Annotated in this window: 9 protein-coding genes; 6 read left to right on the top strand and 3 right to left on the bottom strand. The window is 62.7% G+C overall.

The features are described from left to right. Positions 1–242: 242 nt before the first annotated feature. The 5 genes from NKJ75_RS00045 to amrB all read left to right on the top strand — a co-directional run bounded on the left by NKJ75_RS00045 (position 243) and on the right by amrB (position 8,558). Positions 243–2,462: a caspase family protein gene (locus NKJ75_RS00045; protein ID WP_023835015.1), complete on the top strand. Its 2,220-nt coding sequence runs from the start codon at positions 243–245 to the stop codon at positions 2,460–2,462. 89 nt (positions 2,463–2,551) lie between these two features. Then, entirely contained in the window at positions 2,552–2,944 is a 393-nt protein-coding gene (locus tag NKJ75_RS00040; protein ID WP_031196013.1) for a hypothetical protein, read from the top strand. Further along, positions 2,941–3,654 carry a DUF4760 domain-containing protein gene (locus NKJ75_RS00035; RefSeq protein ID WP_352498991.1) on the top strand — a complete coding sequence of 238 codons (714 nt, stop codon included), beginning with the start codon at positions 2,941–2,943 and terminating at the stop codon, positions 3,652–3,654. Before NKJ75_RS00040 ends, NKJ75_RS00035 begins: the two co-directional genes overlap by 4 nt. Positions 3,655–3,666: 12 nt before the next feature. Then, complete coding sequence (locus NKJ75_RS00030; protein WP_352498990.1) at positions 3,667–6,690, top strand: hypothetical protein; 3,024 nt, start codon at positions 3,667–3,669, stop codon at positions 6,688–6,690. 149 nt (positions 6,691–6,839) lie between these two features. Continuing rightward, positions 6,840–8,558 carry an AmmeMemoRadiSam system protein B gene (amrB, locus tag NKJ75_RS00025; protein ID WP_352498989.1) on the top strand — a complete coding sequence of 573 codons (1,719 nt, stop codon included), beginning with the start codon at positions 6,840–6,842 and terminating at the stop codon, positions 8,556–8,558. Positions 8,559–8,587: 29 nt separating this feature from the next. On the opposite strand, the gene NKJ75_RS00020 is transcribed toward amrB, so the two are convergent. Then, entirely contained in the window at positions 8,588–10,390 is a 1,803-nt protein-coding gene (locus tag NKJ75_RS00020) for an MORN repeat-containing protein (protein ID WP_245274205.1), read from the bottom strand. A 188-nt stretch (positions 10,391–10,578) separates the two neighbouring features. After that, the gene (locus tag NKJ75_RS00015; protein WP_023733608.1) at positions 10,579–11,658 is read right to left on the bottom strand and encodes a trypsin-like serine peptidase; all 1,080 of its coding nucleotides are present in this window, start codon (positions 11,656–11,658) and stop codon (positions 10,579–10,581) included. A gap of 402 nt (positions 11,659–12,060) precedes the next feature. Here NKJ75_RS00015 and NKJ75_RS00010 point away from each other — a divergent pair, with 402 nt between their 5' ends. Further along, a complete protein-coding gene (locus NKJ75_RS00010; protein ID WP_023713445.1) occupies positions 12,061–13,152 on the top strand; it encodes a S1 family serine peptidase in 1,092 nt (363 codons plus the stop codon). Between the two features lie 80 nt (positions 13,153–13,232). Here NKJ75_RS00010 and mgrA read toward each other — a convergent pair whose 3' ends face one another. Continuing rightward, entirely contained in the window at positions 13,233–14,279 is a 1,047-nt protein-coding gene (gene mgrA, locus NKJ75_RS00005; protein ID WP_023669798.1) for an L-glyceraldehyde 3-phosphate reductase, read from the bottom strand. Between the last annotated feature and the right edge of the window lie 126 nt (positions 14,280–14,405).

The following is a 14,405-nucleotide window of genomic DNA, read 5'->3' as shown; positions in this document are numbered from 1 at the left end:
TCGGACGACATCACGTTCCATCTGTTTGATCCAGCGCCGCTCGCAAATCATTTCTGCCATGCGACGGTCTCAATTCCCTTGAGATAGCGATGAAGCAGGCTTTTTGCCACTGTTTCCGTTATCGCCATCGACACCATGACCACCACCGCCGATTGACGGCACCGACCACATTCAAAATACTGACAAAATTCGCGAGGAAAGGTGCCGCACTTGCAAATTCGATCGGGCTTGGGGAAGCAATTATGATCAAACTGACACGACGGACGCTGCTCGTCGGCACGTCGGCGCTTGTGGTTGCCGGTACGGTTTCGTTCCGTGCCCTCGCCGCCTCGCGCACCTATCACGCGCTGCTGGTTGCCTGCACCGACTATCCGAACCTGCCGCAGAAGAACTGGCTGATCGGGCCGAAGAACGATGCCGGCCTGGTGCGCGACTATCTCCTGAAGAACACGCCCGATCCGGTGAAGTTCTCGGCCGAGAATGTGATCCTGCTCGCCAAGGACGTCGAAGGCGCCAACGGCCCGCCGACGCATGCGGCGATCAAGGCCGCCCTTGCCGACCTCGCCGGCAAGGTGCAACGCGACGATTTCGTCTATCTGCATCTGTCGGGCCACGGCGCCCAGCAGCCGCAAGCCAAGGCCGGTGACGAGACCGACGGCCTCGACGAGATTTTCCTGCCGTCCGATATCGACAAATGGATCAACCGCGAAGAGGGCGTGCCGAACGCGCTGGTCGACAACGAAGTCGGCGCCGCACTCGACGCCATCCGCGACAAGGGCGCCTTTGTCTGGGTGGTGTTCGACTGCTGCCATTCCGGCACCGCGACGCGCGCCGCGGAAGTCGATGACGAACTGGAGCGCAAGGTCGAGTTCGCCGACCTCGTCGGCGGCGACGACGCGGCGAGAGCAGCCGCGGTGAAGGCCTATGACGACATCTCGGCAAGCCCATCGCGCGGTTTCGACGAGAATGGCGGCCGCAAGCCGGCCTTCAACCTGACGCCGACCGGCGCAGAGCCAATCGCCCGGGGCAAGCTGGTCGCCTTCTATGCCGCGCAGACGGTCGAGACGACGCCGGAAATGCCGCTGCCCAAGGGCACGCCCGACGCGCCGCGCTTCGGCCTGTTCACCTTCACGATCCTGTCGAAATTGGCCGAGAACCCCAACGTCACCTATCGCCAGCTCGGCCAGGCCGTGCTGCAGCAATATTCGGCCGATGGCCGCACAAGGCCGACGCCCCTGTTCGAGGGCGAACTGGACGCCCGCGTGTTCGGCACCGACAAGACCGACGCCGTCATGCAATGGCCGATTGCCGTCAAGGACGGCGATGCCGCGATCGGCGCCGGGCTGCTGCAGGGTCTGACCCCCGGCAGCAAGCTCGCCATTTTGCCTTCGGCGCTGTCGAAGCTCTCCGACGCCGTCGGCTATCTCGAAGTGAAATCGGCAAAAAACCTCGAAAGCCAGCTCGCACCGGTCGAATTCGACGGCAAGCCGGCGCTTGCGCCGACGGCGGTGCCCGCCGGCGCCTATGCGCGCGTTGCCGAACTCGCAGTCGACTACAAGCTGCTGGTGGCAAAGCCGGCGCCGACCGCAGGGCTCGAAAAAGAAACCGAGCTGGTCAATTCGGTTCTGGACGAATTGGTGGCGAAGCCGAAGTCCGGCTTTCACATCGCGCTGGTCGAGCCCGGCAAGAGCGCCGATCTGCGGCTTGCGGTGCTGCGCGAAAAATCCATGGACGGCGCTGCCGCCAACGCCAGCGACGAACCGGCGCTGTGGTTCCTGCCGGCGTCCGGCGACATCAGCTTGAAGGACGGCAGCAAGCCGCCGCGCGTCGTCATCCATCAGGATGGCCGCGACAAGCTTGCGGAAAACACAGCCAAGACCCTGACCACGATCTTCCGCGCCACCGGCCTGTCGCGGCTCGCCGCGGCGTCCGACTACCGGCCGGACGAGGTCAGCGTCCAGTTCCTGATCAAGCGCCAGGACAGCGATGCGCTGGAGCCGATCGAATCGTCAACGGTGCCGCGCGTTTCGCCGGGCGATCAGGTACACATTGCGGCCAAGAACGAGTCCGACGAGTTCGTCGACATCAACGTGCTGTATATCGGCAGCGACTATTCGATCACCCACATCGTCGCCGAGCGGCTGGCCCCGATCAATCAGCAGGCCGATCAGGGCCTGAAGGAAGGGCTGCTCGCCTTCACCGACACCAGCTTCGGCATGGAGCGAATGATTGCCGTGCTGACCGAGGCGCCGCCGCAAAGCGAGAAAGAGGATCTGAGCTTTCTTGCCCAGGAAGGCGTGCGCGCCGTGACGCGTGCCGCATCGGGAACGCCTGGTTTTTCCGACATGCTGGCCGACATCGGCATGGCACCGGCAACGCGCTCCGTGATGCGGCTTGCCGACAAGAGCGGTCCCAAAGGCGCGGTGATGATCTTCCCGATGGAGACGGTGCCCCGCGCCTGACCTGACATTGCTTCGCCGGCTCTTGTAGGCGTGATATATGAACATTCCCGGCTCGCGACACCTCTATGCGCCGCGGCTGGATGCAACAGATGAGGACATCAGTGACTATCCCCGTGCTCTCCTGGCGTGCAGCGACGGCCGGCCTTGCCGGCAGCCTGTTGCTGGTTGCCAGCGCCTCGGCGGACGAGAATTGCGGCCTGTGCGCCAAGCAGATCGTCACCAATTCCGAGCTCGCCACCTGCTTTCTCGACCAGTACGACCAGATCGCCAAGACCGGCAACACGGCCGTTGTCGTCGATCTCTCCAGCTGCGCCTCGCGCGGCGTGGTCGAGCCCTTGCCGTCACCCAGCAAGGCGGCTGCCGAACCGGACGTGCAGTTCATGATTTCGCGCACGCAGCTCGATTGCCTGAAAAAGAAGCTGGAGACACCCGGCATCGTGCTCGATCCCACCGCCATCATCCAACTGGACAGCTGCGGATGAAAAAGCCGGGGGGCACTGCAACGCAGAAATCGCCGACCACATCGGCGCCTCCGCCGGCCAAGAAGCCGGCGACCTTGCCCGAAACCACCGAAGGCTTTCCGTGGCCGAGCAGTCACGAGATCAAGAAGGAAGCCAACCCCTTCACCGACCGCGACTGGCGCATGCTGATCTACGCCTGGTCGGGTCTCGCCGTGCGCCTGGCGATCATCTTCACCCTGGCCTTCTCGGTCTTCCAGTTTCTGGCAAACCAGGAACAGAAGCGCGTCGAGCAGACGATGTCGCTGGTCGAGCTTTGGGAAAGCAAGGATTTTCAGCAGGCGCAGCGCGCGCTCAAGGAGCGCCTCTCGTCGCTCAACGCCAAATACGACAATCTGCTCAGCGCCACGCCGTCGCCGACCGAGGAACAGGTCTTCCGGCAACGCATTGGCATCGAGGCGATGACTGCCGGCGGCGGCACCATGCCGATCGCCGATTTCAACGACAATTTTGATCGCATCGTCTATTTCCTCAATCGTCTCTCCATCTGTGTTGAGGGCAAGCTCTGTTCGCGCGATGTCGCCGATGCCTATTTCCGCGGCTATGCGGTGTCGTTCTGGAGCTATTTTGCCGGCTACATCGAAAAAGAACGCAAGGCCGGTTCCGCCAATTATGCCCAGGCGATCGAGAATTATGTGCGTCACGGGTCGCCGCCGCCCGCCGACTCCAAATAGCGGCGCAACAAGGTGCCGGGCAGCTCCCATCCCTTTCGTGCTATCCGGTGGCTAATCCTGGTCGGTCTTCTGGCGTTAACGTCAACCGCCGGTGCCGAGGACCTCGATTTCCATCTCGATCTCAACACCGGCGGCCACAGCGCCAGGGTCACCGATCTTGCCTTCACGCCGGACGGCGAGGGACTGGTCTCGGCGTCCGATGACAAGACCATCCGCATCTGGGACTGGCAGAGCGGGGTGACGCTCCGCACCATTCGCGGCTATCTTGGCAATGGCAATGACGGCAAGGTCTTTGCGATTGCCGTGTCGCCGGATGGCAAGACGATCGCCGCCGGCGGTTATTTCGGCGCCGGCATCGGCGACAAGCCCCCTTATGGCGATATCAGGCTGTTCGATTTCGCCACCGGCAAGATCAGAACCGTGCTCAAGGCCGCCGACTATGCCATCTATGATGTCGCCTTTTCACCCGACGGAAACACGCTCGCCGCCGGCGGTGGCGATGGTTTCGTCTACCTCTGGCGGGCGGACGACAAATCCGCGTCGGGCTGGACGCTGGCGGAAAAATTCGATGCCGATTCCTGGCGTGTAGAAAAGCTCGCCTTCGCCGCTGCGGGAACCCGGCTGGCAGCGACGACCACCGACAATGGCATCCGGCTCTGGGACGTCGCCAAGTCAGAGGAAATCGCTTTGCCCGCCGAGGCCGAACCGCTGCGCGATGTCGGCGTCGCCGCACTCGCCGTGTCATTGGATGGCAGGCTGTTCGCCACCGGCAGCAAGGACGGCGACGTCCAGCTCTGGCAGGCCAGCACGGGCAAATTCGTCCGCGCCATGCCGAAGCAGGATTTCCAGATCGGCGCTCTGAGCTTCGCGACGGGTTCGCGGCTTGTGGCGTCATGCAGCTATCGCTGCGCCGACAAGCATCGCTCGGTGATCTGGAATACCGACAGCGGCGAGCAACTGCTCGACTATAACGGCCATGACGGCACGGTCTTTGCTGGCGCCGGCAATGCCGACGGCTCGCTGGTGGCGACAGCCGGCGGCACCCGCAACGGCATCCAGGTCTGGAACCCCATGACCGGCGAGCGCAAGGCGCTGCTGCAAGGGGTCGGCGAACCCGTGACGGCGATCGGGATCGATGCGGCGAGCAACTCCATCGCTTGGGGCAACACCAACCCCTGCCCTGAACGCGTGTCCTGTCCCGAGCTGCAGGGCACGCTGGACAAGGTACTGGCACTACCGACGGCCGAGCGGTTCTTCGAAGACCCGGTGGCGTTGGCGGAACAGGGCGCCTATGCCCGCGCGGCACTCGCAGAGGGTGAGTGGTCGCTCCGTGCTGCCCCCGGCGGCAAGGACGGCCTGGAGAATGCCGTGCTCGAAATCGCGAGCGGCGGAAAGGTGATGCACAGCATCGAGAATGCCGCCACCAATGGCTTCGTCCATTCGGCTTACACGCTGATCGGCAATGGGCTTGGCCTGATCACCGGCGGCAGCGACGGCACGCTGTTGGAATACAAAACCGCGACCGCCGATGTATCGGGTGAATTCACCGGCCACACCGGCGAGATCAACGCCATGGTTGCCGCCGAGAAGGAAGGGCTGTTGGTCACCGGCAGCGCCGACCAGACCGTGCGGTTGTGGAATTTGAAGAGCCACAAACTGATCGTGTCGATGTTCTTCGCCGGTTCCGAATGGATCGCCTGGATGCCGCAGGGCTACTATTATTCCTCCGCCGACGGCGACAAGTTGATAGGCTGGCACGTCAATCAGGGTCGCGACCACGAAGGGCGTTTCATCAGCGCCGGCCAGCTGAAGAAATATCTCTGGAGCCCGGAAATGGTGCGCCGGGCCATCATCCTGCGCAGCGCCGAACAGGCGGTCCAGGAAATGCGCCCCGGCGTCGACCGCGAGCTGGAAAAGCTGCTCGAGCGCAAACCGCCGGAATTCGGCATCAAGCTTGCCGCCGACCAGAGCAACGTCCGCGAGGGCTATGTCGCCGTCGAGATTTCGGGCGCGCAGGAAGCCGGCGCCGATGTCGCCGGATTTTCGATCCTGTCGGACAGCCGCAATGTCGGCGATGTCACCGTTCGGTCAATCGATGGCGGCAAGAGCACCATCGTCGAAGTGCCGGTCGAGAATGGCGAAAATACCATTCGCATCACCGGCACCAACGAGTTCGGCTATCTGACCGAGCGCAGTGTCACAGCGCTTGCCAGGAAAACCGAAAATCCAGCCAACAAGGGCAAGCTCTACGTCGCCGTGATCGGCGTCGACAAATATCCTTTCCTCACCGATGCATGCGCCGGCCACGCCTGCGATCTGCGCTATCCCGTCGATGACGCCACCGAATTCCTCAAGGTGATCTCGCAGAAATCCGCGCCCTTGTTTTCGGCGATGGAGACGCTGGTTCTGGTCAACCGCGAAGCGCTGGATGAGGCGCCCGATACCGGCAAGGACGTGTTCAAGGTCGCCAGCGCCGACACCATCCTGGAACCGGATTCCGACACCATCGACGACCAGCTCGCCGATTTCCTCGACAAACCCGGCGAGAACGACACCACCATCATTTTCGTCGCCGGTCACGGCATCAACATCGACGAAGACTATTATTTCATCCCCACGGACGGCCGCAAACAGGATCCCGACCGCTGGAAGCGCTCCTCGCTGGTCGACTGGGGCGACATCCAGAAATCGGTTGAGCGGGCCAAGGGCATGCGCTTCATGCTGCTCGACACCTGCCACGCCGCCAACGCCTTCAACCCGCGCCTGGAAAAAGACGCGCAGGACGCACGCATCGTCGTCTTCTCGGCCACCGCTGCCAACAACACCGCCGCCGAACTGCCCGAGCTCGGCCATGGCGTCTTCACCTATTCGATCCTCGAAGGCCTGCGCGGCCGGGCCAAGACCTCCGACGGCGGCGTGACGCTGTTCGGCCTCGCCGACTACATTTCGCGCGAAGTGCTGCGGCTGACCGCGTCCAAGCAGAAGCCGTTCTACTATGTCGGCGGCGTGGAGAACATTGTGCTGGCTGAGCCGTGAGAGGTCGGCACCCAGGCACCCACCTCTGGCCTGCCGGCCATCTCCCCCGCAAGGGGGGAGATCAGTCTCTTCATTGCTGGAGATCTATTTTCAAGGTTGATGATTGGCGAAAGTCGAGGCGACATCCAATCTCCCCCCTTGCGGGGGAGATGTCCGGCAGGACAGCGGGGGGTGCCTGGGCACGGACCAGCATTCTGGTCTTTGCCACCGCCTTGCTTATCCTCTCAGTGCTTCAAGCGTCTGCCGCCCCCATCACCTGCCCGCCCGGCGACACAAACTTCCCGTCCTTCTACTCCGACCCCACACTCTTCACCGACGCCATCGCCGCCGTCGCCAGAATCGAGCCGTCCAACCAACGCCTCACCGGCATCACAGTCCCCCACCACCTGCTCGTCGCAGATCTCGTCGCACTCGGTTTCCACGCCGCGTCCGGCTTCCGCTACAAGCGCATCGTCATCCTGTCGCCGGACCATTTCCACGAGACGCAGAAACTCTTCGCCACGACGCCGCGCGGTTTTGAAACAGTGCTCGGTCCAGTCCAGGCCGACACGGAAGCCGTGCACCTTCTGGAAGCGAACCGCGACATGGTCGAAGACTCCTGCCTGTTCGCCAGGGAGCATGGCGTGCAGGCGATGCTGCCTTTCCTGCATCACTATTTCCCCGAAGCTGCAATCGTGCCGGTGGCGATGTCGGTCAAAGCCAAGCGAGCCGACTGGGACCGGCTGGCGCAGGCGCTGAAAGCGATCGTCGACAAGGACACGCTGATCGTCGAATCCACCGATTTCTCCCACTATCTGCCGCAGCACGAAGCCAGGCGTTTCGACCAGCAGACGCTCAACATGCTCGCCGCCGGGTCGCTCGACGGCATCGCGGCGCTGCGCCAGCCGGATCACGCCGATTCGGTCGGTGCGCTCTATATCCAGACCAGGCTGCAGCGCGAACTGTTCGGTGCTGCGCCGCTGGTCGTCGCCAACGAGAACTCGCAGGCGCATTCAAGCGACTATGTCGAGCGCACCACCAGCTATGTCGTGGCGCTGTTCGGCGCCTTCGGCCCCGGCTTCAACAATCCTGCCCGTCCCGACGACAAGCTCTACTATTTCGCGGGCGACGTGAATTTCGCCCGCGCCATGAAGAAGATCCTGGTCCGCGACGGTGTTGCCGAGAAGATCGTCGAAAGCGTGCTGGCCCTGACCCGCTCGCGGCCGCTGATCGTCAATCTCGAAGGCGTGATCCTGCCCAACGTCCCTGAGGCGATCGACGACATGACGCTGGCCATGCCCGCAGACCTCGCCATCGACATGCTCAAGAAATTGCATGTCGCCGCTGTCAGCCTGGCCAACAATCACGCCTACGACCTCGGCCCGTCAGGCTATGCCGAGACGCTGGCCGCACTCGATGCGGCCGGCATCGCCCATTTCGGGCAGGGCGAGACGCTGGCGCTTGCCGATCTCGACCTGGTCGGGCTGACCGACATCGATACCAACGGCTCCAGGAACACCGACCTTCTGACGCCTGCTTTGCTCGACCGGCTGCTGCACGACAATGCCGAGCGGCCGGTGATTGCCTTCGTCCATTGGGGCCGCGAGTACAAGACGGAGCCGTCGCCGCGCGAGGAGATGCTTGCCGACCAGATGCGGCTGCGCGGTGTCACGGCAATCGTCGGCGGTCATCCACATGTATCGAGCGAGGCGATCCTGCCGCTCGGCGGCGGCGATGTTGCGGAGATCTATTCGCTCGGCAATTTCCTGTTCGACCAGAAAGCCGAACGATCGTCCGGGTCGATGCTGGAACTCAGGGTGTTCAGCCAGGACACGATCTTTGCCCGGCTGATCCCGCTGCCCAATTTTTTCGAGATGGGCTCGAAATGACGCGATTCCCGAAAGGACGTGACAGGACCTCAACAGCCTTGCAGATCTTCCGGCAGATAGCAGACCGCCGGCTTGGTGCTGGTTTCGAACAGCGACTGCTTCGGCCTGAAATAGAAGAACGTGGCCGGCTTGCTCTCACGTGTGCTGCCATCGGCGAAATGGGCGGCGATGCTGAAGCGATGGATCGACGACATTGACGACCACATTTTCAGCCGTGCCGTGTAGGCGCTGAGATTCTTGTTGCCGCGCACCGGCATGGGGATGCTGTAATCGGTCTTGCCGATCGGAAATTCGATGTTCTGGTAGCGCAGCGCTTCGGGCGACGCGCCGCCGCCATCGCCGCATTCGGCGAGCGATTCTGGGACCTCGATGCTGACCAGCGAGACGATGACGCGAAACGGCTCGCTCTGCTGGTAGACAGCGCCCTGATCGTCCGCCCAGGAATAATCGAGCTTGCCAATCCCGGTCACGCTCATTTTCTCGACGCTGCCGCTGATGTAATCGGCAACGTCGCCGAACTTGACCTTGTTGGCCACCTGGGCGCGGCAGACATCCAGGCTGTCCCTTGACGGGCAGGTGAAGCGCTCGGTCTCGAGCGTGGTTGTGTCGACGCCGGCTTCAGTCAGCACGTCCTTGATCGAGACGTCGACGCCATCGCCGAAAGTGCCGATGTCCTTCGTGAACATGCGGCTCGGCTCGCCGGTCGCGTTGTCCTCCTCGTCGGTCCTGGTGAACTGGATCGACATCTTCATGTCTTTCACGTCGCCCCAGCCATTGTTGACGATCGAGAAGTCGGGGCGGAAGCCGACGCAGCCATAGTGCTCGCTGATCGACAGCATCGGCTTGCGGTAGGCCTCGCTCGCGGCCACCTTCATTTCCAGGCTGTCGATCTTGACCCTCGACTGGTCGGTGGTCTTGAGGTCGACTTCGGCGAAGGCCGGCGCCGTCTCCCAGTCCATGCCTTCATAGACATTGCCGGTACGAATCTCTCCGGTGCCGTTCCAGGCATCGTTGTACTGGTCCGACACCGGATAGATCGCGATGTCTTCGTCGCGCACCAGATGCTGGTACTGCATGTCGGCCTGCTGCGTCATGCGCTGGTCGACGGCAATGCCGATCTCGACCTTGTCGGCGGAACCGCCGCCGGTCTGCGCCTTGAGCAACCCGCCCACTCTGGCATCGGCCAGCACGTCGGGGCGCGCACCGCCGATCTCCTTGCCCATCGCCCATTGCGACCAGTAGACGGTGCCGCCGGACAGCCGGGTGCGGCCCTTGCCGTCCTTCAGCCCATCGGCAAAAGAGCCGACGAATATCTCGCCTGTCTTCGTCTCCAGCCTGCCCTCGCCATTCGGCACACCGGCCCTGAATTGCCCTTCATAGCGATTGCCGTCGGCATCGACATGGATCGCATGGCCGTAGAGCTGGCCGGCGACCCAACGGCCGTCGAGAATCTCGCCTGAACGCAGCTCCAGCCGGCCTTGTCCTTCGGGGCGGCCATTCCTGATCTCGCCGAAATAGCTGGAATAGATCGTCTTGGGGTCATAGCTCGCCGAGCCGCGTACGCGCCAGACCAGCCTGCCCTTGCCGTTGACGGTGCCGTCGGCTGCGACGGTGCGGTCCGGCGACACGCCGGCTGCCGGCTCCCAGGTGAAATCAAGACCCAATTCCGGGTGGGAATCCCAGACCCGTACATTCTTGCGCAGCACCGAACGTGTTTCGCTTTTATAGAGGATTTGCACCCGCTCGGCCCAGGCGCCATCGGGTGTGGCACCGCCTTGATCGGCCATAGCGGAAAAGCATGTCAGTGCGGCCAGCATGGATGCAGCCGCCATCGCTTTGACTCCGAAGATCATTCTTGCCCGCGCCATCTTACCCAACCCCTTGGATCGCCTAGCGTAAGCACCGCTGTAACACAGTGCAAGAGAGGTGTTCCGATACAAAAAAACCGGCGGCAGGAACGTCCCGCCGCCGGTTTGCTAATGCTGTTTCTCGCCGCTGTTTGCCGGCGAAAGATCGGGCCTTATTTGTACAGGCTGTTGATCCACGCCACGTTGGCAGCGTTCAGGCGCACCGCTGTGTTGGCGTTGGGGCTTTCGGCCACGTTCACGCCGGTGACGACGCGCTGCTTGGCGCCATTGTCATAGGCGTAGACCGAGCTGCCGCTCGACCCCGGATAGGTGTCGCAGTCGTACTGGAAATACTCCGCGCCGATGTTTTCGGCTTTCACTTCGCAGGTCGCCTTCCACATCGTACCCATCGGCTTGTCGCCGGGGTAGCCAACGATGTTGGCGGTGAAATCGCCGAGGTTCTCATAGTTGGCATAACCCAGCCAGCCGAGATTGGTGCCGACATCCTGCTTCAGCGTGATGATGCCGAGGTCCCACGGAATAACCGAGCCGTAGTAACCCTGATAATTGTCGATGAAGCCCTGCAGGATGTAGACGCTCTCATAGCTGAAAGCGCCAAACGGTGCATCGTCGGCGGTGTTGCCGTTGAGCGACGGCACGAAGATGACGTCGTCGAGCCAAGCCTTGTCTTCATTGCTGTAGAGACAATGCGCGGCGGTGAGCACCGTGCGCGGACCGATCAAAGTCCCCGAACAGCTGCCGTAACCGCTCTTGGCTTTGCCTTCGATATAGCCGATCGCGGTGAACGGGTAGGTCTTGGTGTTCTTGATCTGCTCGCGGTCGTCGGCCCCGAACACCTGGCGGCCGGCTTCGTCGCCGCCCGTCAGTCCGGTCTTGTCGGCGTTCGGTGTGTTGGCGGGCGCGTTCAATTCCTTGATGACAAGGTCCTTCAGCGTCTCGCCTGCATCGATCTTGATGTCCTTGCCATCGGCGGAACGTCCGACGATGCCATAGGATTTGACCGCCGTGCCCTCGTCGGTCAGCGGCGCTGCCCGGCTGGCTTCATCTTCGGTCAGTTTCGGCGGAGCGATCGGCTTTGCCCGGCCGGGCTGGTAGTCGCCCGTTCCGAGATCGCGCATGCTTTCGCCATTGCCGGCATTCGCTGAGCCGGGATCGGCGGCGAAGGCAGGCATCGTCCACAGTGCGGTGGATAGCAGTGCGGACGCAATGATAGTGCTTGTCAGTTTCGTCATGGTGAGACTCTCCCAAAAGTCAGCAAGGAGTGGAGCAAAATACAGAAATATTGTCGAGATCGTGGTGGAGTTAAAAAATTAGTTTGGTTACCCGCCCGTATCGGATCATCGGTCCGGGCGGCCTCGTTAAAGCCCTCCGCCAAACGCACCCGCGTCGATATACTGCCTAAAATAATCCAACATTGGCAATGACAAATCGCTTCCACGTAGCCCGTGGGGGGCTATAGGGTTTGGGTGGGCTCTGCCCGATGGGGCACGATTAGCAAAAGTGGTATTTCGGTTTTATAACCGCGCGGATGTCGTTCGTTCTGGCAGAAGGCGATCGAGGTACCGCTACCGCTTCTGTTGGTTATGCGTCATGGCGGCATGGCTCGGCAATTTTCATCTCAGGAGGGTTTCAAGGTGAACATTATCCATCGGTTCAGGCCGCTTGCCGCTGCATCGCTGCTGGGCATCGCGGCCGCTTTCCCCGCCGTCAACGCGCTCTATGCAGCCGACGACGCCGCCAGGCCGGAAGCGGCGGTCTCGCCGATGCAGCGCGTTGCCGAATCCCGGGACAAGGCCAAGGCCGAGAATCCCGACGGGGCCGACCGCGTCTATGGCGGCAAGGAAGCCGACAAAGGGGCCTATCCGTTCCAGGTGGCGCTGCTGACCAGCGCCCGGCTGGACCCCAGCCCGGCCTCGCAGCCGAACGCGCAATTCTGCGGCGGCAGCCTGATTGCTCCGCAATGGGTGCTGACGGCGGCGCACTGCCTCAACGACAAGGGCCGGCCGATTTCGCCCGACACGGTGACCGTGCTGACCGGCGCCACCGATCTTACCGAAGGCAAGCGCTACAAGGTGGTCGAGGTCATCGTCAACGAGGGCTACAGCGAACAGACGCTGGACAATGATCTCGGCCTGCTCCGGCTGGCGGAGCCCGCCGATGCGCCGGTCATCAAGATCACCAATGAGCCGACGCCAGACAGCGGCAAGACCACGGTCATCGGCTGGGGCAAGATGCAGGACGGCACCTTCCCGACCGCGCTGATGGTGGCCGATCTCGATCTCGAGCCGAGCGCTGCCTGCAACAGCGGCATCAAGTCGATCTATGCGCATGACCTGAAGGCGGCACTTGGCGATCTCTCGCATCGGATGCGTTATTCGGAAAAGGGCATCGATGCCGCCGCCAATGCGATCGCCGCCGATATGTCGGATCCGCTGACCAAGAACATGATCTGCGCCGGCACCGACAGCGGCGAACGCGACGCCTGCAACGGCGACAGCGGCGGTCCGCTGTTCATGACCGGCGCCAACGGTCCGGTCCAGGTCGGCGTCGTCTCCTGGGGCGAAGGTCCGTCCGACGGCACCGCCGCTTGCGGCCACAAGAATGCCTATGGCATCTACACGCGATTGGCCAACTATACGGGTTGGATCGAAGCCAAGATGAAGACCCCGGCTCCGGCAGCCGCGGCGGCGCCCAAGGCCGGTCTCGGCACGGCCAAGAAGCCCTGAACGGGCCCGAAGCTTGATAAACGCAAAACGGCGGGATCTTTCCCGCCGTTTTGATTCATGTCCGGTGCCGGCTGTTCCGCTTACTTCCGCGGCGGGCCTTTGCGCTCGGCCGACGCCGCCCACAGATTGATGTCGGACTCGCGTGCGTAAGTGTCGATTTCGGCGAGCTCGGCATCGCTGAACTCGAGCACCTTGAGCGCGCCGACGCAGTCCTCGACCTGTTCGGGCCGGCTGGCGCCGATCAGCGCCGAGGTGACCCGGCCCTTGCGCAGCACCCAGGCCAGCGCCATCTGCGCCAGCGTCTGGCCACGCTTGCCGGCGATCGCGTTCAGCGCCTGGATGTTGGCGATGGTCTTTTCGTTGATGAAGGCGGGCCGCAGCGACTTGCCTTGGCTGGCGCGGCTACCCTCGGGGATGCCGCCGAGATATTTGTCGGTCAGCATGCCTTGCGCCAGCGGCGAGAACACGATCGATCCGACACCGAGCCCTTCCAGCGTATCGAGCAGTCCGTCCTCTTCGACCCAGCGGTTGAGCATCGAATAGCTCGGCTGATGGATGATGCAGGGCGTACCGAGCTGCTTCAATATGTCGGCGGCCTCGCGCGTGCGCTGCGAATTGTAGGACGAGATGCCGGCATAGAGCGCCTTGCCGGAACGCACCGCATGGTCGAGAGCGCCCATCGTTTCCTCAAGCGGCGTATCCGGATCGAAGCGGTGCGAATAGAAGATGTCGACATAGTCGAGCCCCATCCGCTTCAGGCTCTGGTCGAGGCTCGCCAGCACATATTTGCGGCTGCCCCATTCGCCATAAGGCCCTGCCCACATCTCATAGCCGGCCTTGGTCGAGATGATCAGCTCGTCGCGATAGCCGGCGAAGTCGGTGCGCAATATCTCGCCGAAGGCGATCTCGGCCGAGCCGGGCGGCGGGCCGTAATTGTTGGCGAGATCGAAATGGGTGATGCCGAGATCGAAGGCCTTGCGCGCGATCGCCTGCTTGGTGTTGTGCGGCGTGTCGTTGCCGAAATTGTGCCACAGGCCGAGCGAGATCGCCGGCAGTTTCAGGCCGGATCGCCCACATCTGTTGTAGAGCATTTTCTCATAGCGGTGTTCAGCCGGCTGCCAGCGCATGGGTACAGATCCTGGATTGTATGGGTGTCGGGGCGCGCGCGGCGACCCCCATATACATCAATTATTGTTAGGCAAAAGTGCTTTTGGGTGCATGAACCCCCAGGCCGCCCGCCGCACGCAGCGTGT

Source organism: Mesorhizobium sp. M0058, assembly GCF_040323095.1.
Taxonomy (GTDB): domain Bacteria; phylum Pseudomonadota; class Alphaproteobacteria; order Rhizobiales; family Rhizobiaceae; genus Mesorhizobium.
Note: the sequence above shows the minus strand (reverse complement) of the source record. Positions and strands in the feature narration are given on the sequence as shown.